At 67.2% G+C, this 17,821-nt stretch carries 20 protein-coding genes; 8 read left to right on the top strand and 12 right to left on the bottom strand.

Annotated features, from left to right (window positions below; all coding sequences use genetic code 11):
* The first annotated feature begins 85 nt into the window (after window positions 1-85).
* Window positions 86-1,444, top strand: coding sequence for an MmgE/PrpD family protein (locus HAPAU_RS03110; protein ID WP_066379493.1), 1,359 nt, complete (start codon window positions 86-88; stop codon window positions 1,442-1,444).
* Window positions 1,445-1,620: 176 nt separating this feature from the next.
* The gene (locus HAPAU_RS03115; protein WP_066379495.1) at window positions 1,621-2,046 is read left to right on the top strand and encodes a universal stress protein; all 426 of its coding nucleotides are present in this window, start codon (window positions 1,621-1,623) and stop codon (window positions 2,044-2,046) included.
* On the opposite strand, the gene HAPAU_RS03120 is transcribed toward HAPAU_RS03115, so the two are convergent.
* The 4 genes from HAPAU_RS03120 to HAPAU_RS03130 all read right to left on the bottom strand — a co-directional run bounded on the left by HAPAU_RS03120 (window position 2,043) and on the right by HAPAU_RS03130 (window position 4,599).
* The gene (locus tag HAPAU_RS03120; RefSeq protein WP_066379498.1) at window positions 2,043-2,435 is read right to left on the bottom strand and encodes a hypothetical protein; all 393 of its coding nucleotides are present in this window, start codon (window positions 2,433-2,435) and stop codon (window positions 2,043-2,045) included. The genes HAPAU_RS03115 and HAPAU_RS03120 overlap by 4 nt on opposite strands.
* A gap of 26 nt (window positions 2,436-2,461) precedes the next feature.
* Window positions 2,462-3,856, bottom strand: coding sequence for an NAD-dependent succinate-semialdehyde dehydrogenase (locus HAPAU_RS03125; RefSeq protein ID WP_066379500.1), 1,395 nt, complete (start codon window positions 3,854-3,856; stop codon window positions 2,462-2,464).
* A gap of 103 nt (window positions 3,857-3,959) precedes the next feature.
* Entirely contained in the window at window positions 3,960-4,088 is a 129-nt protein-coding gene (locus tag HAPAU_RS22725; protein ID WP_281177857.1) for a hypothetical protein, read from the bottom strand.
* A 73-nt stretch (window positions 4,089-4,161) separates the two neighbouring features.
* On the bottom strand, window positions 4,162-4,599 hold the full coding sequence (locus HAPAU_RS03130; protein ID WP_066379502.1) for an Hsp20/alpha crystallin family protein: 438 nt from the start codon (window positions 4,597-4,599) through the stop codon (window positions 4,162-4,164).
* A gap of 84 nt (window positions 4,600-4,683) precedes the next feature.
* Between HAPAU_RS03130 and HAPAU_RS03135 the strand changes: the two genes are divergently transcribed.
* Window positions 4,684-5,382: an RNase P subunit p30 family protein gene (locus HAPAU_RS03135; protein WP_066379505.1), complete on the top strand. Its 699-nt coding sequence runs from the start codon at window positions 4,684-4,686 to the stop codon at window positions 5,380-5,382.
* Window positions 5,366-5,980, top strand: a complete 615-nt coding sequence (locus HAPAU_RS03140; protein ID WP_066379507.1) for a class I SAM-dependent methyltransferase — start codon at window positions 5,366-5,368, stop codon at window positions 5,978-5,980. The genes HAPAU_RS03135 and HAPAU_RS03140 overlap by 17 nt, the downstream gene beginning before the upstream one ends.
* 9 nt (window positions 5,981-5,989) lie before the next feature.
* Here HAPAU_RS03140 and HAPAU_RS03145 read toward each other — a convergent pair whose 3' ends face one another.
* Window positions 5,990-6,268, bottom strand: coding sequence for a hypothetical protein (locus HAPAU_RS03145; RefSeq protein WP_066379509.1), 279 nt, complete (start codon window positions 6,266-6,268; stop codon window positions 5,990-5,992).
* A 258-nt stretch (window positions 6,269-6,526) separates the two neighbouring features.
* Between HAPAU_RS03145 and HAPAU_RS03150 the strand changes: the two genes are divergently transcribed.
* Together HAPAU_RS03150 and HAPAU_RS23210 are read left to right on the top strand one after the other, a co-directional pair.
* Complete coding sequence (locus tag HAPAU_RS03150; protein WP_066379510.1) at window positions 6,527-8,116, top strand: BCCT family transporter; 1,590 nt, start codon at window positions 6,527-6,529, stop codon at window positions 8,114-8,116.
* Window positions 8,117-8,166: 50 nt separating this feature from the next.
* Window positions 8,167-8,640, top strand: coding sequence for a J domain-containing protein (locus HAPAU_RS23210; protein WP_066379512.1), 474 nt, complete (start codon window positions 8,167-8,169; stop codon window positions 8,638-8,640).
* On the opposite strand, the gene surE is transcribed toward HAPAU_RS23210, so the two are convergent.
* The 7 genes from surE to HAPAU_RS03190 all read right to left on the bottom strand — a co-directional run bounded on the left by surE (window position 8,637) and on the right by HAPAU_RS03190 (window position 15,263).
* A complete protein-coding gene (gene surE / locus HAPAU_RS03160) occupies window positions 8,637-9,407 on the bottom strand; it encodes a 5'/3'-nucleotidase SurE (RefSeq protein WP_066379514.1) in 771 nt (256 codons plus the stop codon). The two genes, HAPAU_RS23210 and surE, sit on opposite strands and share 4 nt — an antisense overlap.
* A gap of 34 nt (window positions 9,408-9,441) precedes the next feature.
* Complete coding sequence (locus HAPAU_RS03165; RefSeq protein WP_066379520.1) at window positions 9,442-10,854, bottom strand: small ribosomal subunit Rsm22 family protein; 1,413 nt, start codon at window positions 10,852-10,854, stop codon at window positions 9,442-9,444.
* Window positions 10,851-11,615, bottom strand: coding sequence for a prephenate dehydrogenase/arogenate dehydrogenase family protein (locus tag HAPAU_RS03170; RefSeq protein WP_066379523.1), 765 nt, complete (start codon window positions 11,613-11,615; stop codon window positions 10,851-10,853). Before HAPAU_RS03170 ends, HAPAU_RS03165 begins: the two co-directional genes overlap by 4 nt.
* Before the next feature lie 259 nt (window positions 11,616-11,874).
* A complete protein-coding gene (locus HAPAU_RS03175) occupies window positions 11,875-13,029 on the bottom strand; it encodes a M24 family metallopeptidase (protein WP_066379526.1) in 1,155 nt (384 codons plus the stop codon).
* A 45-nt stretch (window positions 13,030-13,074) separates the two neighbouring features.
* The gene (locus HAPAU_RS03180) at window positions 13,075-13,872 is read right to left on the bottom strand and encodes an ABC transporter permease subunit (RefSeq protein ID WP_066379529.1); all 798 of its coding nucleotides are present in this window, start codon (window positions 13,870-13,872) and stop codon (window positions 13,075-13,077) included.
* On the bottom strand, window positions 13,865-14,794 hold the full coding sequence (locus tag HAPAU_RS03185) for an ABC transporter ATP-binding protein (protein ID WP_066379531.1): 930 nt from the start codon (window positions 14,792-14,794) through the stop codon (window positions 13,865-13,867). The genes HAPAU_RS03180 and HAPAU_RS03185 overlap by 8 nt, the downstream gene beginning before the upstream one ends.
* 43 nt (window positions 14,795-14,837) lie before the next feature.
* Window positions 14,838-15,263, bottom strand: coding sequence for a hypothetical protein (locus tag HAPAU_RS03190; protein ID WP_066379534.1), 426 nt, complete (start codon window positions 15,261-15,263; stop codon window positions 14,838-14,840).
* 77 nt (window positions 15,264-15,340) lie between these two features.
* Between HAPAU_RS03190 and aroA the strand changes: the two genes are divergently transcribed.
* Both aroA and aroC read left to right on the top strand, forming a co-directional pair.
* On the top strand, window positions 15,341-16,660 hold the full coding sequence (gene aroA / locus HAPAU_RS03195; protein WP_066379537.1) for a 3-phosphoshikimate 1-carboxyvinyltransferase: 1,320 nt from the start codon (window positions 15,341-15,343) through the stop codon (window positions 16,658-16,660).
* Window positions 16,657-17,808: a chorismate synthase gene (gene aroC / locus HAPAU_RS03200; protein WP_066379539.1), complete on the top strand. Its 1,152-nt coding sequence runs from the start codon at window positions 16,657-16,659 to the stop codon at window positions 17,806-17,808. Before aroA ends, aroC begins: the two co-directional genes overlap by 4 nt.
* Window positions 17,809-17,821 lie beyond the last annotated feature (13 nt).

Raw genomic sequence — 17,821 nt, forward strand, 5'->3', positions numbered from 1 at the left:
GAGGGGAGCGAACCCTATCATTGCACCGCCGACCTCTAGATATTGTCTGAACAACACTTTTTACGCGGACCATGGTAGGGTATCCATGACGACTACCGACGAACTCGCGGAGTTCGTCCTCGCCGTCGAGTACGACGGCCTGCGCGAGGCGGTCCGGGAGGAACTGAAAAAGCGCGTGCTCGACTCGCTCGGAATCGCCATCGGTGCGCTGGACGAAGGGACACCCGAGACCGTCCGGGCTACCGTCAGGGAGGTGAGTCCCGACGGCCCGTGTCACCTCTGGGGATCCGAGGAGCGCGCCTCGATCCCCGAGGCGACGATGTACAACACCGCACTCACCAGATACCTCGATTTCATGGACTCGTTTCTCGCGCCCGGCGAGACGCCCCACCCGAGCGACAACGTCGCGGCGGTGATCGCCTGCGGGGAGGCCGAGGGCGCGAGCGGGCGCGAGCTCCTCGAGGCGATCGGCGTCGCCTACGAGATACAGGGCGAACTCGCGTGGAACGCGCCCGTGCGCGACCGGGGGTTCGACCACGTCACCCACACCGTGATCTCGGCGACGGCGGGCGCGGGCAAGGTCCTCGGGTTGGATCACGAAGAGCTCCGCAACGCCATCGGGATCGCCGCCACCGCGAACAACGCCTTGCGGGTCACCCGCACGGAGGGGATCAACGAGTGGAAGGGCGTCGCGAGTGCCCACGCCGCCCGCAATGGGGCGTACGCGGCGATGCTCGCCCGAAACGGCATGGAGGGTCCCACCGACGTCTTCGAGGGGCGCAAGGGCTGGCAGGCGGTCGTCTCGGGACCGTTCGAAATCGACCCCGATCCGGGCTGTGGGCGGGTCCTCGAAACGATGACGAAACGCTACGTCGCAGAGACCTACGCCCAGTCGGCGATCGAGGGGATCGTCGAACTCGCCGAACGCGAGGAGATCGACCCCGAGGAGGTGAGCGAGATCCGTCTCGACACCTTCGCCGGCGCGAAGCTGATCATCGGCGGCGGCGAGGGGAGTCGCTACGAGGTCGCGACGAAAGCGGAGGCCGACCACTCCCTGCCCTATATGCTCGCAGCGGCGCTGATCGACCGCGAACTGACGAACGACGCCTACGACCGGGAGCGCATCCGGCGCGCGGACGTCCAGAGCCTCCTCAAACGGGTCGACGTCGAGGAGGACGAGGAACTCACCGAGCGATTCGAGGCCGGCGAGATGCCCGCAGTCATCGACATCTCGACCGACGAGGGGACCACCTACCGGGTCGAGAAGTCGGCGTTCGCGGGCCATCCCCGGAACCCGATGGAGTGGCGCGAGATCGAAGCGAAGTTCGACACGATTGTTGGCGAACGGTATGGTGCGGATCACAAGGCCACGATCGTCGGGACGGTTCGGGACCTCGAATCGCGTGAGACGAACGATCTCCTCGCGCTGCTGGATTCGGGATAGTCCTTTCGTGCTCGATCCTCACCGGGCGATGGCCGTCGTTCTTCACTGTTCGGCGGAATCACGCGGTCGTTTCCGTGCGTGTTCGAGCTCGCACGGCTGCGGCCGAGGATTACTACGTCGAGGTGCTCTGAGACGGGCGGCGTAATTAGAAGTGCCCGGGGGACGAACGCCCGTCCATGTACGACAGCGTCCTAATTCCGACCGACGGCAGCGAGATGGTCGATACGACCCTCGAACACGGCCTGCGGATCGCGTGCGACCACGACGCGACGGTCCACGCGCTCTACGTCGTCGACTCCCGTGTTGCTCGTGCCGCAGAGGACGCCCGCGAGTCCGTCGAGGAGTCGCTTCGGACCGAGGGCGAGGGGGCCGTCGAACACGTCCGTACGCGGGCGGAGGAGGCCGGACTGGAGGCAGTCGGCGAGATCCGCACCGGAACCCCACAAAAGGAGATCGTCGAGTACGCCGAGGAGGCGGGGATCGATCTGATCGCGATCGGCACCCACGGCAAGAGCCCGCGCGAGAAACTGCTGTCGATGGGCAGCGTCACCGAGCGGGTCGTCGACAACGCTCCGGTTCCCGTGTTGGTCGTGCGGGACTAGCCGTAGCCCCGTTGGAGGGTGATCGTCACCGTGTGGTCCTCGCCGTCAATCGTCACCGGCTCCTCGACGTTGGTGTGCTCCTGACTCTCGACGATGACGACGTACTCGCCGTTTTCGAGGGAGAAGGTGACGACCCCGTCGGTGCCGGGCACCTTCGCGTCGCCCTGCGGGACCAGCTGTCTCGACTGGACCGAGACTGACGCCTCGGGGGCCGGCTCCCCGTTCGTCTCCTCGAGGACGACCGTCAGCGTGTGGATCGCGGAGTCGTCCTCGTTCCCGCCGGGTGTCGACCCGGAGCGAAGGCCCGTACAGCCCGCACTCGCCGCCACCGCACAGAGCCCGCCGACCCGGAGCAGCCGCCGTCTCCCGAATCCTCGCCCGTCAGCCATTGCTCCCCGTTACGCGCCCGCCCCCTTTACTCCGTCGCGACGTCATCGGATCCCTCGGGCGACTGCACCCAGACGGTCTTCTCGTTGACGAACTCGTGGATACCCTTCTCGGCGAGTTCCCGACCGTAGCCCGAGTTCTTCACGCCCCCGAACGGGATCCGGGGATCCGATTTGACGAGTTCGTTGACGAACACACAGCCCGCTTCGACCCGGCGGGCGAGGCGCTCGCCCCGATCGAGGTCCTCGGTCCAGAGCGATGCGCCCAACCCGAAGTCGGTGTCGTTGGCCACCTCGATGGCCTCCTCTTCGCTCTCGACGCGGAACACGGCGGCGGCGGGGCCGAACACCTCCTCGGTCGCGGCGGCGGCGTCCCGTGGCACCTCGGTCAAGACGGTCGGCGGGTAGAAGTTGCCCTCCTCGTCGGGCCGTTCACCGCCAGTCCGGAGCCGTGCGCCCGCCTCGACGCTGCGTTCGACCTGGTCGTGGACGTCCTCGACGAGGTCCTCGCGAGCCTGCGGGCCGATATCGGTGCTTTCGTCCTTCGGATCCCCCATCGAGAGCGACTCCATCTCCTCGGTGAAGCGCTCGACGAACTCGTCGTAGACGGCCTCGTGGACGACGAACCGTTTGGCGGCGATACAGGACTGCCCCGAGTTGATGGTGCGGGCCTGCGCGCCCGTCTCGGCTGCGGCCTCGACGTCGGCGTCGTCGAGCACGACGAACGGGTCGCTGCCCCCCAGTTCGAGGACGCTCTTTTTGATCTCGCTGCCGGCGGTCTCCGCGACCGCCCGGCCGGCACCCTCGCTTCCCGTTAGTGTGACCGCCGCGAGCCGGTCGTCGCAGATCATGTCCTCGATGGCGTCCGAGCCCACGAGCAGGCTGCTGAAGACGTCCTCGGGGTAGCCCGCCTCGGAGAAGACCTCCTCGATGGCTTTCGCACAGCCCGGCACGTTCGAGGCGTGTTTCAACAGGCCGACGTTGCCCGCGGTGAGGTGCGGGGCGGCGAAGCGAAACACCTGCCAGAACGGGAAGTTCCACGGCATCACCGCCAGCACGGGCCCGAGCGGTTCGTACGAGACGAGCGAGCGCGATTCGGGCTCGCTGCCGAGCACCTCGTCGGCGAGGAACTCGTCTGCGCGTTCGGCGTAGAAATCACAGACCCACGCGCACTTCTCGACCTCGGCGCGGGCCCCGGTGATGGGCTTGCCCATCTCCTCGGTCATCAACTCGGCGTATTCCTCCTGGTTCTCGCGGAGCACCTCGGCGGCCCGCGAGAGAAGCACCTGTCGTTCGTTGATCGGACGCTCGCGCCACTCCTCGAACGCCCCGGTGGCCCGGTCGAGCGCGTTGTCGACGTCCGCCTCGGTGTGGTCGTCGTACGTTTCGAGTACCTCGCCGGTCGCTGGGTTCACGCTTTCCATGCTGATCCTCCGGTCCACCGCGAGACCGGCTCGCGTCCGGCTACGACCGACATGCCCATAGGGGTTGGCCCTGCGCTCTCGCGTTCCTGATCCGCCCGTCGGGCTACCGCCGACGGTAGCTCCCCAGAACCATCCCGCAGTCCGGACAGTGAACGAGCAACAGCGGGCCGCGTTCGTGGCGCGTCAGCTCCTCGGCGGTGAACTCGCCCTCGCAACGTCCGCAGATCGTCATGGGACTACTTAGCATCCCAATCGTATGGCTGTTACTGGCGACGGAGCGGGCGGGACCGACGGCCACGAACGCGTTACTCGATGTCGATCGACTTCCCGCCGGTTTCGGGCTCGCGCTTGGGAAGCGTAATCGTCAGCACGCCGTTCTTGTACGTCGCCGAGACGCCATCCTCCTCGACGGGTTCGGGAAGCTGGATTGTCCGGCGGAGCGCCTCGCTGTGGCGCTCGCTCCGGAGGTAGATCTCGTCGCTCTCCTCGCTTCGTTCGTCTCGGTTCGCCTCGATCGTGAGTCGTCGATCGGTGACGCGCACGTCGATCTCCTCCTTCGAGAAACCGGGAGCGTCGGCGGTGACGACGAACTCCTCGTCCCGGTCGGCGAGATCGATGCTCATGCGGTTCGATCCGCCCATGCCGAAGACGTCCTGGTCGAAACCGGGCTGGTCCTCGAACTGTCGGCTGAAACGTTCGAAGAACTCCTCGAGGTCGTCAAAGGGGTTTCTACGTCGGGACATACGGGTGGTCCTACGCTTTCGAGGATGTTAACCCTAACCCGACCGAACCGCCACGGGTATGGCGAGCCCCCCTGAAGAAGGGGTATGTACGAGGCGGTCTACGCCACCCCCGAGGGCCGTTCGACGCCCGCACGCTTCGCCCACACGGCCCACGAGTACGGTTTCGAGGGGCTCGTCGTCCGCAACGCAGACGTCCGTGAGGACGACCCCGAGGCGATCGCCGAGGCCTACGGAATCGACGTCGTCTCGGGGACCGAGATTCGGGTCGAGGACCCACAGCGGGCGAGCGGCTACCTCGGGAACCGCCGCGAGCAGTACACGATCCTCGCGATCCGGGGCGGGACGGCCGAGTTGAATCGCTTTGCGGTCGAACAGGAACGGATCGACGTCCTCGTGAAGCCGATGGCCGGCGAGGGCGATTTCAACCACGTCCTCGCGAAGGCCGCCGCACGAAACGGGGTTCGCGTCGAGTTCGACCTCTCGACGGTGCTCCGACTGGAGGGGGGCCCGCGGGTGCAGGCGCTCTCGGACATGCGAAAGCTCCGCGAACTCGTCGAGCAGTACGACGCCCCCTACGTCGTGAGCGGCGCCCCTCAGAGCCACCTCCAACTGCGCGGGCCGCGCGAACTGATCGCGGCCGGCGAGCGGGTCGGCTTTTCCGCCGAGGGGGTCGAGCGAGGGTTACGGGAGTGGGGACGGCTCGCCGAACGAAACCGTGAGATCGGCTCCGAGTCGTTCATAGAGCCGGGGGTGCGTAGGGGACGGTATGAAGAAAACGGTTGAGGAACACGCCGCCCGGTTCGACGAGCACGCCGCCGACTACGACGAGGACCAGGACAGCGAGGAGTACGCGGCCTGTGCGAGCCTCGTGATCGAGTTCGCGGATCCCGGTCCCGAAGACACGGTCCTCGATCTCGGCTGTGGGACCGGCGCGATCGCGCTGGCGCTCGCTCCCGACGCCGAGCGCGTGGTCGGTCGGGACATCAGCGAGGGGATGTTGGAGCAGGCCCGGGAGAAAGCGCAGGCTCACGGGATTACGAACGCCGAATTCGGCGACGGTCGGTTTCGGGATCCGCAGTACGGCAGCGAGGTAGATATCGTGACCTCGAACTTCGCGATGCACCACCTCGCGAACGAGGAGAAACGCGAGGCCATCGCCGTGATCGGCTCGCTGAACCCTCGAAAATTCGTGCTGGGCGACGTGATGTTCTTCGGACTCCCCGATCCCGACGAGCCGTTTTACAGTCCCGACGTAGATGACCCCGCGACCGTCGGCACTCTCGTCGAGGCGTTCACCGAGGCGGGCTTTGCGATCACCCACGCCCGGCGGGTCCACGACCAGGTCGGCGTGCTCGTGGGCGAGCGCCTCGACGGGCGCTGATCGCCGGCGCTAGATCGGGTCCTCTGGGTCGTGTTCGTCGGCCATCCGCGTGGCCTCGGCGGCGTACTGCTCGCGGAGGTCCGCCTCGTCGACGGATCCGAGGTTGTCGGGGTCGACGTCGAGGGCGGCGGTCGTGTTCCGGGAGTCGCCGGTGAAACTCGTCAGGGCGCGTTCCTTCCGGAAGTAGCGCTCGCCGTCGGGGGTTGCATACACGAGGATGATGAGATTCTGTTCGTCGTCGGAGTACGTGCGCTCGACCAGCCACACTCGGACGTCGGTCTCGGCCATACGGACAGTACTCGGTTCGGAACCAAATGGATTCGTTTCGCAGACGGGAACGGTTCGGTGTCGAGAACGACAGGTTCAAACGAGAGGAAGCGCCAGCACTTCGGACGTGGCGTTCCACGCGGGGCGGTGCTGTTCGGACGAATCGAGCGGGAACCGATCGGTCGGCACGATCCGTTCACTCATGACATCCACTGGGAGCGAGAGACGCGTCTACGACGTCGAACAGGGCCGCAAACACGACTCGGAGGTCACCCGACGATGAACCGCTGGAACGTCTTCGGGCTGGAAGGCACCGATCGGGCGACCAAGGGATTCTTCTTCGGGACGATCACCGCCCTCGCGGCGCTCGTCTGCGTGGGACTGCTCTATCCCGCGGCCCTCGAAACCACGCTCAACAGCGCGTTCGACTGGGTGCTGTACCGCTTCGGCTGGTGGTTCATGGCGCTGGGGGTCGCGCTGGTGGCCTTTACGTTCTTCATGGCGTTCTCCAGATACGGCCGGATCCGCATCGGCGGCGAGGACGCAGAACCCGAGTTCGGGGTGTTCTCGTGGATCGCGATGGTCTTTACCGTCGGATTTGGGAGTTCGATCGTCGTCTGGGGGGTCGGAGAACCCATCTCGATCGTCACCCAGCCGCCGCCGACCTCGCCCGTGCCGGGCGCGTCGATCGAGTCGCTCGCGCTGGCCTTCATGTTCCTCCACGAGTCGTTCCCGGGGATGGCGATGTGGTATCTCCCCTTCGCGCTCGGCTTCGGCCTGATGGCGTATACGACCGAGAGCGACGACTACCGCATCAGCTCGATGATGTCGGTCGTCCTCGACAGGGAGCGCTACGGCTGGCTGTTCTGGCTAGTTGATCTGGCCGCGCTGATCGCCATCGTCGGCGGGCTCGCGACCACGCTCGGCTTCACTGCCCAGCAGCTCGCGACGATCCTGAGCGACGTCTTCGGGGCCGAGACGAACCTCGTCACCTACGGGCTGTTCGCGCTCATCGGACTGGTCTTCCTCGGCGACGTCTGGCTCGGGCTCCACAAGGGGATCCGAAACGCCGCGCGGGTCACCTTCGTGTTGATGCTCGTCACCTCGGGCGTGTTGCTCGCCGTCGGCCCGACGCTCTTTATCCTCAACATCACGCTGGACGCGACGGGGATCTGGCTCAACAACCTCCCGCGGCTCGCGCTGTACACCGCCCCCACGAGCGGCGCGCAGTGGCCCCAGAGCTGGACGAGCTTCTGGTGGGCGTGGTGGGCCGCGTGGGGCCTCTTCGTGGGGAGTTTCGTCGCCCGCGTCTCGAAGGGCCGAACGATCCGGGAGACCTTCGTCGCGCTGGTCGCCGCACCCACCCTGCTCACGTGGCTCCAGCACGGCATCATCGGCGGCTGGGTGCTCGCGCCGGGCTACGTCGGACCCGTGAGCGAGGCGTTCGCACAGAACGACATCCCCACGGCGGTCGCAACCGCGATCACGCTGACGCCGTTCGGGACGGTGATTGGCGTTCTACTCGTCCTCATCATGGCGGGTTACGTGCTCACGACACTCGATTCCGCCGTGTACATGCTGAGTGCGATCACGCTGGGCGAGGAAGAGCCCAACGCCAGAAACCGGGCGTGGTGGGGCGCGTTGCTGACCGTACTGGGGGTCATGACGCTCAACTTGCCCGCCTTCAGCGCGATGGAGGCGTTCTCCCCGGTGATGGCGCTGCCCTTCACGCTGTTTTTCGTCGTGTTGATGTACACGACCTACGTCACCGCCCGCCGCTACTACCGTGAGGAGTACAAGGAGCCCGGCGAACGACCGTACTTCGCGATCACGCGAGCGAGCGAGGAGTCAGGAGACGACGGGACCTGACGGGGTCGGATCCGAGCGGCTTTGACGGCGGAGTCCCTACGAACCGCCGGATGGAGACGCTGTACGACGTTCTCGGCGTCGATCCGGACGCCGGTCCGGGGGAGATCCGCACCGCGTATCGCGAACGGGTCAAACGCCACCACCCGGACGTCGACGGTGGCGACGCGGCGGCGTTCCGCCGGCTCACGACCGCGCGCGACGTATTGCTCGACGGGGAGAGTCGAGCGCGCTACGACGCGCTGGGTCATCGCCGGTACGCCCGCCACCACTTGGGCGAGGAGTGGCCGGTCGAGGAGCCGCCACGGGCCGCTGGCAAGTCGCGCTCCCAGCGGTCCCGACCGCAACCGCGACGCCGGCGCTCCCGGCGGGTCGTCCGGGACCGGGGTCGACACCGAAGACGGGCGAGCGGGCCGGCCGACGCCGCCGTGGCCCTCGGGACCTACCGGTCGGTGCTCGTGCGGGCCGGGGTCGTCCTGCTCGCGCTGTTCGCGCTGGCGGTCGTCCTCTCGGCGCTATCGCTCTAGTACTCCGCCGCGAGGCCGTCGAGCACCTCGTGGCGTTCGGTGGTGTGGGGCGCGGTCAGCGGCGAGACGCTGACCTTGCCCTCCATGATCGCTCGTCTGTCCGTTCCATCGGGGTCGTCGATCGTCCCCTCGCTCATCGCCTCCCACGAGAGGTCGCGCAGCGTGATGGAGTCGTCGTTCTGGATGGCGCCCATCTCGTAGACCGTCGAGGGGCGGGTGACGACCATCGACGCGGGCTCGTCGCCGGGTAGGGGCGCGTTGACGTTCAGATACTCGGCGTGCTCGAAGACGCCCCGCGCGGGTGCGCGCTCGACGAGATACTGGGCGGCGCGACAGGCCTCCGCGTACTCCTCGACGTCCGTCTCGCGGGGCCACTCGTCCTCGGGGATGTAGAGGGAAACGGCGATCGCGGGCACCCCGCAGAAGGCGGCCTCGACGGCGGCGCTCACCGTTCCGGACCGGCCGAGGACGTATGCCCCGAGGTTCGCGCCGGTGTTACAGCCCGAGACGACCAGATCGGTCGACGGACCGAGCGCCTCCAGCCCCGCGACCACGCAGTCGGCGGGCGTCCCCGCGATGGAAAAGCCCAGTTCGTGCTCCTCGACACCCACCTCGCTCGACATCGCCCGTCCGACGGCGCTCTGGTCGCTGGCGGGCGCGATAGCGGTGACGTTCGCCACCGCCGAGAGGGCGTCGTAGAGCGCGCGAAACCCGGGACTGTCGATCCCGTCGTCGTTGGTCAGGAGGATCTCGAGGTCCGTGTCCATACGCCCGCCTCGGGGGCGGACGACAAAAACACGGTCATCCGACCCGGTCGATCACGCATTCCTCGTCGACGACGAGGTTGTACGAGTCCTCGTCGTCGTTCCAGAGGACCAACACGGACTCGAAGACCAGCACGTCGCCGTAGTCGGCCTCGACGAGCGGGCGGTTGAGCCCCGTTTCCCGCGTGAGAACGGCGTAATGGCTCTCCGATTGGCTGCCGTCCCCGAGCAAGAAGAGGGGATTGCCCTCCGACAGGGAGTGACTGAGTTTGACAGCGATGCAGTCGATCCGGTCGGTGACGTGGGCCTCGCTCTCGGCGAACGGGGCGAACCGTTCGGGGCTCGCGCTCGCGTCGAGTCGGGTTCGTCTATCGCGCCGGAGGACCGAGTAGGCGTACTGGATGTCCCGATTGACGAATTCGCCAGTCGCGGCGTCGCGCTCGCCGCGCTCGTCCTCGGCGCGTCGTCCCTCGTCGAGGCGGCGCTGGAGCGGTGGCACGTCGAGGTCGGGCTTGCAGTCGAACGACCAGCAGTGATCGGTCGGTTCACGACCCGGCCACAGCCGCAGTGTCGGGGCGAAGACGGTGTACTCGCCCCCCGAAACGACCTCGTGTTCGACCTCCCGCAGGCCGGTCGCGGTGTTCTTATCGGCCGGCGAGAGAGCGAGCAGCGAGCCGTCGGGGGAGAGGTGGGCCAGATACCGCTTCAGAACCGCGACCGGATCCGAGAGCTCGATCAGCACGTTCGCAAAGAGGACGAGGTCGTATTCCAGTTCGGGCTCGAACGCCTCGGCGGTGCTCCGGTGGACCGTCGGGTGGAAGTTCCGGGGCGTTTCCGCGAGCAACTCCTCCAGAACGTCTGCGGCCGCGCTCGGTTCGACCGCGTGATACTCGACGAGCGCGTCCTCGGCGTAGTCGGCCAGACCGAGGGCCGGGCCGCCGACGCCCGCGCCCACGTCGAGCACCCGGAGCCGCGAGGGGAGCAGGTTCCGGGAACCCAGTTCGTCCAGCGCGTACCCGGTCGCCGCGTAGTAGTCGGGGAGGTGATAGATCGCGTAGCCCAGCGCCGCCTCGGAGGAGTACTCGACGGGGTGCTGGCGGTAGTATTGCTCCTTGAGACGGCGGATCTCCTCCCTGAGAGCGGCCCCGCTCTCACCGTCGGACCAGTCGGGGCCGAAGCGCTCGACGAGCAGGTCCTCGAGGCGCGAGAGGTATCGTTCCGGAACCTCGCGTACCCCGTCGAAATCCGGCGAGAGCGGCCCCTCGCTCGCGGGGACGAAGGTGCCGTCCTCACGTTCGACCAGTCCCAATGAGAGGGCGTTCTCCCGGAGGGTCTGGCGGACGACCGCCGGGTGCGCGCCGCCCTCGACGTACTCGACGACCTCCTCGGGGTCGATCGGGCGGACGTTCCTGAGGTATTTCGCGACGTCGAGGATCGACTGTCGGCTCATCGTTCCGGTTCCGGACCCGGCTCGCTGCTCCGTCCGGTGCCCGCCTCGCGGTACAGCGCCTCGAAGCCCTCGCGGTCGGCCTCCGCGACGTCGATGGCGGCCTCGGCGACCTCGTCGGCGCCCGGAAAGGTCGACTGGATGTCGGCGTAGACGTGGGGATTGCCGCCGGTCACCGTCTCGACGAGGTCGTCGAGTTCGCGCGAGACGGGCGTTTCGAAGCCCTCCGGGACCTCGTCGGCGGCGAGCGCGAAGGCGAGGATCGCGGCGTGGGCTTTCGTCTGGATCGTCTCCATCGCCGCGTCGTGTTCTTCGGGCGTGGTCTCGACGACGGTGTTTCCGGCCTCACGGAGACGCTCCCTGATCCACCCGGCGACCGGTCCCTCGTCGGCGACGATCGGGACGTTACCGGGGGCGTTTTCGGGGGAGAACAGCGGGTGGAGGCTGACGTGTTCGCGTTCGGGGGCGGACCTCTCCATCGCGGCGACGGGAGCGCCCATGACGCCGCTGACGTCCGCGATCGCCCGATCTGAGAGGGGAGCGTACAGCGAAATCGCTCGCTCGACGGCCGGGATCGGCACCGCGAAACAGACGAGATCGAAGCGTTCTGCGGTCTCCTCGGGGACCGCCCGTCCGCCCACCGTCTCGGCGGCCTCGTGGGCGGCTTCTGCCTCGCGGTCGACGAACGCGACCCGTCCATCGCCCCCGACCACCTCCCCGAACCAGCGCCCCATCGCCCCCGCGCCGACGATCAGTACGTCCATCGACGCCTCATTACCCGTCCGGGGAAAAAGGCGTTGGCATACGCTCCGGTCGCACGCGCTCGAAAAACGGCGGATCGGCGGACGCTATGCCGCTGGGGGCGTCCGTTCGCGGGGCCTGACGTAGCCACAGTCGGGGCAGGTCTCGTAGCCCTGTACGTTCGCCAGTCGGTCGCCACACTCTGGACAGTCCATCTTGTTTTCCCCCTCGATTCGACAGTGTATAAAGATAGGTACGACGATCGACGAAATTCGTCGGGTCTCAGATGACGAACTCCTCGGGGTAGTCGGTCAGGTTCTCGTACCCGCCTTCGGTGACGACCACGAGGTCCTCGATTCGGATGCCCCCCACAGTGGGGTCGTAGAGGCCCGGTTCGACGGTAATGACGTGGCCCGGCTTCAGTTCCGCGCCGCCGGGAGCCAATCGGGGAAGTTCGTGGACGTCCAGCCCGATCCCGTGGCCCGTCGAGTGGATGAAGCCCGTCTCGGTCGCGGGGTCGTCCCGGAGGGTCGGCAGGCCCGCCTCCTCGTAGACGTCACAGGCCGCGTCGTGGACGTCCTCGCCGGTCGCGCCGGGTTCGACCGCCGCGAGCGCGGCCTCCTTCGCCTCCGCAGTGAGCTCGTACCACTCGCGGGCGCGCGCCGAGGGCTCGCCCACGGAGAAGGTGCGGGTCATGTCGGCGAGATAGTGCGTCTCCTTGCTCTTCGGGAAAATGTCGATCACGATCGTCTCGCCCGCTTCGAGGGGGCCGCTGCCATCGTCGTGGGGGTCGGCGGCGTCGGCCCCACAGGCGACGATCGTCTCGTCGAGGGCACAGTCCTCGCGCAACAGGGCGATCTCGATCTCCCGACGAACGCGCTCGCTGGTCAACGCGCGGCCATCGAAGCGGAGCAGGCCGTCCTCGACGGTGGCCTCTCGGAGCAGTTCCTCGGCCCGTGCCATCGCCTTCTCGTTTGCGCGTTGGGCCTCCCTGATGTGGTCGATCTCCGCGTCGGTCTTCGTCGCGCGGATCCCCGTGATCACGTCATCGGTCTCGGCTTCGACGCCGACCCCGCGCTCGCGCAGACCGTCGGCACTCGCGAGCGGGAAGCGCGCTGGGACGGCAAGCGAAGAGACGCCGTGATCGGCGAGGAACTCCGCGAGCATCCGATAGCGCTCCTCGGGCGAGCCGTACTGGTAATCGTAATCCGAATAGCGCGAAACGGAGTCGGCGCGACTCTCCTTTCTCGCGCGGCCGTACTCCAGTCCGGAGACGAGCAGGTGCGTGTCACCGGTATAGAGGGTGAAAAACGGGTCGTGGGCGTCGAACCCCGAGAGGTACCGTTGATCCGAATCCGAGGAATCGGCGTCGATCAGGTAGCCGTCGGCGTCCGCCTCCGCGAGGAACGAATCGAGGGCCGAGAGGTCCGGGTCCATATCCCCGCTGTGACCTCCGGAACGATAACGGTTGATCCTGCGGCCTCACGTGCCGATATCGGCTCCGGAAAACCGAAATCGGGCGAGCAGTACCAGCGCGACGGCCGCGCCGAGCAACACGGCCGCGCCCACGAAGTCGTAGCTCCCCTCGACGAGGATCGCCGTCGGGTCGTAGTAGCGGGTCGGACTGACGTAGCCGAGCCATTCGAGTTCTTCAGTACTCGCCGAGACTGACTCGACCAGAAAGAGGACGAACACCAGCGCGATGGCGATCCGTTTGGCGACGTCCGCGCGGGAGACCAGCACCGAGAGGACGAGCCCGATCGCCCCACAGGCCAGCAGGTAGGGGACCGACAGCGCGTGGACCATCGCCAGATCGAGGGGATCGATCGACTGGTCGATCGCGAGCACGCCGACGTAGACGGCGGCGGCGACGACGGCGTTGAGCGCGAGGATCGGCACCAGAAGGGACAGGAACTTCTCGGCGAGGACGCGCGACCGGGAGACCGGCAGCGAGAGAGTCAGGTCCATCCGGTCGCGTTCGACGTCGTCCGCGATCAGCCCGGCGGCGCTGTAGGCGAAATACAGTCCGAGGAGGAGCAACCAGACGAACTGGTAGATCTCGACGGCGAGAAAGCCCTCGATCGTGCTGAGTGTGGCGATCCCGAACGCCTCTTGGATCGCGGGCGGGTACGCCGCGAGCATGGCGTCGATGTCGACGTCGGCCGAATCCAGCGACGGGAAGAAGGCGACGAACACCAGCGCGAGGACCCCGATTCCGACGGCGAGTGCGACCGTTCCCCGGCGACGCTTTTCGGTCTCGTAGCGGGCGATCTCAAGCATCGAGCGCCTCCGTTTTCGGTGTCGCGGACTCGGATTCCCGCTCGAACCCGTCCCCGTAGTAGTGCATGAACACGTCCTCGAGCGGCGGTTCACCGATGTCGATGTCGAGAACGTCGTGATCCGCGAGATAGTCCAGAAGCGCGTTGTACTCGCCCGTGTAAGTGAACTGGAGGCCGCCGGCGATGGGTTCGACGTCGACCATGCCCTCGGTCACGAACTTCTCGGGACTCGTCTCCCCGACCAGTCGGACCTGCACCCGCTTGCCGCCGCGGTTCAGCAGGGTCTCGACGTCCTCGAGTGCGACCAGTCGCCCCTCCCGGAGGATTCCGACCCGGTCACAGACCTGGCGCACCTCGCTCAGCACGTGCGAGGAGAAGAAGACCGTCGTGCCGCGCTCGCGCTCGGCCCGAATGAACTCGTGGAAGCGCTCCTGTTTGAGCGGGTCGAGCCCCGAGGTGGGCTCGTCCATGATCACTAGCTCGGGGTCGTGCATGAACGCCTGGACGATCCCGAGCATCCGCTCGTTGCCCGTCGAGTACTCGCGGATCACCCGCTCCAGGGGCGGATCGAACAGCTCCAGCAGTTCCGTGCGGCGAGCGTCGCCCTTGATCGAGGCGTGGTGGTCGAGCACCCGCTTTCCAGTGAGGCCCTCGTCGAACCCCAGATCGGCGGGCAGGTAGCCGATCCGGCGCTTGGCCTCGATCAGCGCGGCCTCGTCGCGAACGTCCGCACCCAGCACCCGCGCGGTGCCATCGGTCGGCGAGAGCAATCCCAAAAGGGTACGGATGGTGGTCGTCTTGCCCGCTCCGTTGGGGCCGAGAAACCCGAATACCTCGCCCTCCTCGACGGAAAAGGAAAGCGAGTCGACGCCGATCACCTCCCCGTACCGCTTCGTGAGATCGGTCACTTCGATGGCTACCATGACTATCGTAGGTGACAGACCCTGTTATCGGTTCCGAGACGTATCAATCACCGAGTATCTTCACCCCGATTCGATGGCGTCCGTCTCGGGTATCGATCCCGATCGACTCGACGAACGCCCCCCTCGCCGCCGCGCGCCACTCGCGGACCCGCTCGACGTGACGGTCGTGGTGCAGTTCCGTCGAATAGTCGAGATCGGGGTCGGTACGGATCTCGGCTTCGGTATCGGCAGGCTCCGGATAGGCGGGGAGCAGTTCGGGATCGAAGAGGTCCTTCGGGGGCACGTGGACCGATCCCGTCTCGGTCGAGTCATCCCCGGGCATGTGGAGGCGGGCGCGCATCCGTCCGGCAAAGGGTGGCGTGACCCGCAGGACGGGGTCTGCGGCGCTTCGTTCTGCGGCCTCGTAGGCCGAAACGGCGTCCTCGGCCGTGACGGCGATCGAGCGAATCCTTCGAGCGTCCGAGGACATACTGGGGGGCTACGCGCCGACGGCCTTTGGGTTGTCGCCATCGACACCGTGATGGTGCGGGGGACGCACGCTCGCGCATGGACGCCACCATCTCCCGCTCCGCGCTGCGCGGGACCGTACGGGCCCCGCCCTCGAAGAGCTATACTCACAGAGCGATCCTCGCGGCGGGTTACTCCACGGGCGCGACAGTATACGACCCGCTCGACAGCGCCGACCCGCACGCGACCGCCCGCGCGGTCGAAGCCTTCGGCGGCGACGTGAGCGAGGTCGACGGAAGCCTTGAAATCGAGGGCTTTGCAGGAGTTCCCGACGTGCCCGATAACGTCGTCGACTGTGGAAACAGCGGAACGACCATGCGGCTGGTGACCGGGAGCGCCGCGCTCGCCGACGGGATCACCGTCCTCACGGGCGACGACTCGCTTCGCTCGCGCCCGCAGGGGCCGCTTCTGGACGCCCTCTCGCAGTTGGGCGGGCGTGCCGAGAGCACCCGCGGGAACGGACAAGCCCCCTTAGTAATCGGGGGGCCGATCTCGGGAGGGACGGTTTCGATCCCCGGCGACGTTTCGTCCCAGTATATCACCGCGTTGTTGATGGCCGGCGCGGTCACCGAGGAGGGAATCGAGATCGACCTCGAAACCGAACTCAAGTCCGCGCCGTACGTCGACATCACCCTCGAAGTCCTCGCGGAGTTCGGGGTCGAAGCCGAACCCCTGGGGGCCGGTGGCGGCGACGTTCGCTCGGCCGGCGCATCGGGCTTTCGAGTTCCCGGAAACCAGTCCTACGAGCCCGAGGGCGGCGAGTACCGCGTCCCCGGCGACTTCTCCTCGATCTCCTACCTGCTGGCGGCGGGCGTGCTCGCCGCCGAGGACGGGCTGACGGTCCGCGGTGCCAAACCGAGCGCGCAGGGCGATACCGCCATCGTCGGGATCGTCGAGCGCATGGGCGGGGCGGTCGAGTGGAATCGGGAGGAGGGGATACTCGAAGCTTCGAAGTCCGACCTGTCGGGTGTGGAAGTAGACGTGGGCGACACGCCCGACCTCCTACCCACGATCGCCACGCTGGGTGCCGCCGCGGAGGGCGAGACGCGGATCACCAACTGCGAGCACGTCCGGTACAAGGAGACCGACCGGGTGAGCGCGATGGCCGACGAGTTGGAGAAACTCGGCGCGAGGGTCACCGAGCGCGAGGACGAACTCGTGGTTCACGGCGGCGAGTCGGCGCTGTCGGGAGCGACCGTCGAGGGCTACGACGATCATCGCGTCATCATGGCGCTGTCGGTCGCGGGGCTGGTCGCAAAGGGAGAAACGACCATCAGGGGAGCCGAACACGTCGACGTCTCGTTTCCGGACTTCTTCGACGTGCTTTATGACCTCGGAGCCACCATCCAGCGACAATGAACGGCAACACCTTCGGCAGGCTGTTTCAGGTGACGACCTTTGGCGAGAGTCACGGCGAGGCGATGGGCTGTACGGTGTCGGGCTGTCCCGCCGGCCTCGAACTCTCCGAGGAAGACATTCAGGGCGATCTGGATCGGCGAAAGCCCGGCCAGTCGATGATCACCACCAGCCGGGGCGAACCCGACGCCGTCTCGATCAAATCCGGTGTGCAGGACGGCTACACCACCGGGACCCCCATCGGAATGGTCATCCAGAACAAGGACGCCCAGTCGGGCAAGTACGAGCCCTTCATCACCGCGCCCCGGCCCTCCCACGGCGACTTCACCTACTCGGCGAAGTTCGGCACGCGCAACTGGGGCGGGGGTGGGCGCTCCTCGGCCCGCGAGACCGTCAACTGGGTCGCCGCGGGCGCGATCGCGAAGAAGGTCCTCTCCTCGCAGGGCGTCGAGATCAAGGCCCACGTCAACCGGATCGGGGACGTCGAGGCCGAGGGCGTGAGCTTCGAGGGGATGGTCGAGCACAGCGAGGAGAACGCCGTCCGGTGTGGCGATCCGGAGGTCGCGCGGGAGATGCAGGAGCTGATCGAGCGCTATCAGGAGGAAGGCGACTCCATCGGCGGGTCGATCGAGTTCGAGATCCGGGGCGCACCCCGCGGGCTCGGCGCACCCCGCTTCGACTCCCTGCCGGCGCGACTCGGGCAGGCGATGATGAGCGTGCCCGCGACGACCGCCTTCGAGTTCGGACTCGGCAAGGAAGCCAGCGAGTACGCGGGCTCGGAGCGAAACGAGGACTGGGAGTTCTCGGAGGAGGGAGATCCCGTCCCCGTCGGCAACGACCACGGCGGAATTCAGGGCGGGATCAGTACAGGAGAGCCGATCACCGGCGAGGTGACGCTACATGCCCCGACCTCGATCCCCAAGGAACAGACCACGGTCGACTGGGAGACCGGCGAGGAGAAGACGGTACAGGTGATCGGCCGACACGACCCCGTCCTGCCGCCACGGGGCGTGCCCGTTGTCGAGGCGATGTGCGCGCTGACGGTCGTCGACTTCATGTTGCTGGCCGGGCGGATCAACCCCGATCGCATGGACGGCCGGCCGGGCGAGTACGACACTGACTACCACCCGAGTAGTCCCGACAACCGATAACGGGCTCGGAGCT

Origin of the sequence: Halalkalicoccus paucihalophilus (assembly GCF_001593955.1) — an archaeon.
Lineage (GTDB): Archaea > Halobacteriota > Halobacteria > Halobacteriales > Halalkalicoccaceae > Halalkalicoccus > Halalkalicoccus paucihalophilus.